At 56.5% G+C, this 1,489-nt stretch carries 1 rRNA gene (cut by a window edge); it reads right to left on the reverse strand.

From position 1 onward, the window contains the following. Window positions 1-1,489: ribosomal RNA gene (locus tag AB0C15_RS32485) — 23S ribosomal RNA — on the reverse strand; its annotated part runs 1,707 nt beyond the window's last position; the annotation flags it as partial.

Below are 1,489 nucleotides of genomic sequence, written 5' to 3' on the forward strand. Positions count from 1 at the left end.
GGGTGGGATACCTCATCTTGAAGCAGGCTTCCCGCTTAGATGCTTTCAGCGGTTATCCCTTCCGAACGTAGCTAACCAGCCGTGCCCTTGGCAGGACAACTGGCACACCAGAGGTTCGTCCGTCCCGGTCCTCTCGTACTAGGGACAGCCCTTCTCAAGTATCCTACGCGCACGGCGGATAGGGACCGAACTGTCTCACGACGTTCTAAACCCAGCTCGCGTACCGCTTTAATGGGCGAACAGCCCAACCCTTGGGACCTGCTACAGCCCCAGGATGCGACGAGCCGACATCGAGGTGCCAAACCATCCCGTCGATATGGACTCTTGGGGAAGATCAGCCTGTTATCCCCGGGGTACCTTTTATCCGTTGAGCGACACCGCTTCCACTCGCAAGTGCCGGATCACTAGTCCCGACTTTCGTCCCTGCTCGACCTGTCAGTCTCACAGTCAAGCTCCCTTGTGTACTTGCACTCAACACCTGATTGCCAACCAGGCTGAGGGAACCTTTGGGCGCCTCCGTTACCTTTTAGGAGGCAACCGCCCCAGTTAAACTACCCACCAGACACTGTCCCTGAACCGGATAACGGTCCGAAGTTAGATACCCAAATCAACCAGAGTGGTATTTCAAGATTGCCTCCACCCATACTGGCGTATGGACTTCACCGGCTCCCACCTATCCTACACAAGCTAATTCGAGTACCAATGTCAAGCTATAGTAAAGGTCCCGGGGTCTTTCCGTCCTGCCGCGCGTAACGAGCATCTTTACTCGTACTGCAATTTCGCCGGGCCTGTGGTTGAGACAGTGGGGAAGTCGTTACGCCATTCGTGCAGGTCGGAACTTACCCGACAAGGAATTTCGCTACCTTAGGATGGTTATAGTTACCACCGCCGTTTACTGGCGCTTAAGTTCTCCGCTTCGCCCCGAAGAGCTAACAGGTCCCCTTAACGTTCCAGCACCGGGCAGGCGTCAGTCCATATACATCGAATTACTTCTTCGCATGGACCTGTGTTTTTAGTAAACAGTCGCTTCCCCCTGCTCTCTGCGGCCATACAACGCTCCACCCGCGCGGGGCTTCACGTCTCCGGCCCCCCTTCTCCCTAAGTTACGGGGGCAATTTGCCGAGTTCCTTAACCACAGTTCGCCCGATCGCCTCGGTATTCTCTACCTGACCACCTGTGTCGGTTTGGGGTACGGGCCGCTAAGAACTCGCTAGAGGCTTTTCTCGGCAGCATAGGATCACTGACTTCACCTGAATCGGCTCGGCATCACGTCTCAGCCCTCATGTGGTGCGGATTTGCCTACACCACGGCCTACACGCTTACCCCGGCACAACCACCGGCCGGGCTCAGCTACCTTCCTGCGTCACCCCATCGCTTGACTACTACCCGCAAGGTTCCCACGCTCCCCATCCTCAACCCGAAGGTCTTGGATGGTTCGGGTGGTTAGCACAACGAGGTTCATCAGGGACGCTCTTTCGCGGGTACGGGA

Source organism: Micromonospora sp. NPDC048835, assembly GCF_040649995.1.
Classification (GTDB): domain Bacteria; phylum Actinomycetota; class Actinomycetes; order Mycobacteriales; family Micromonosporaceae; genus Micromonospora.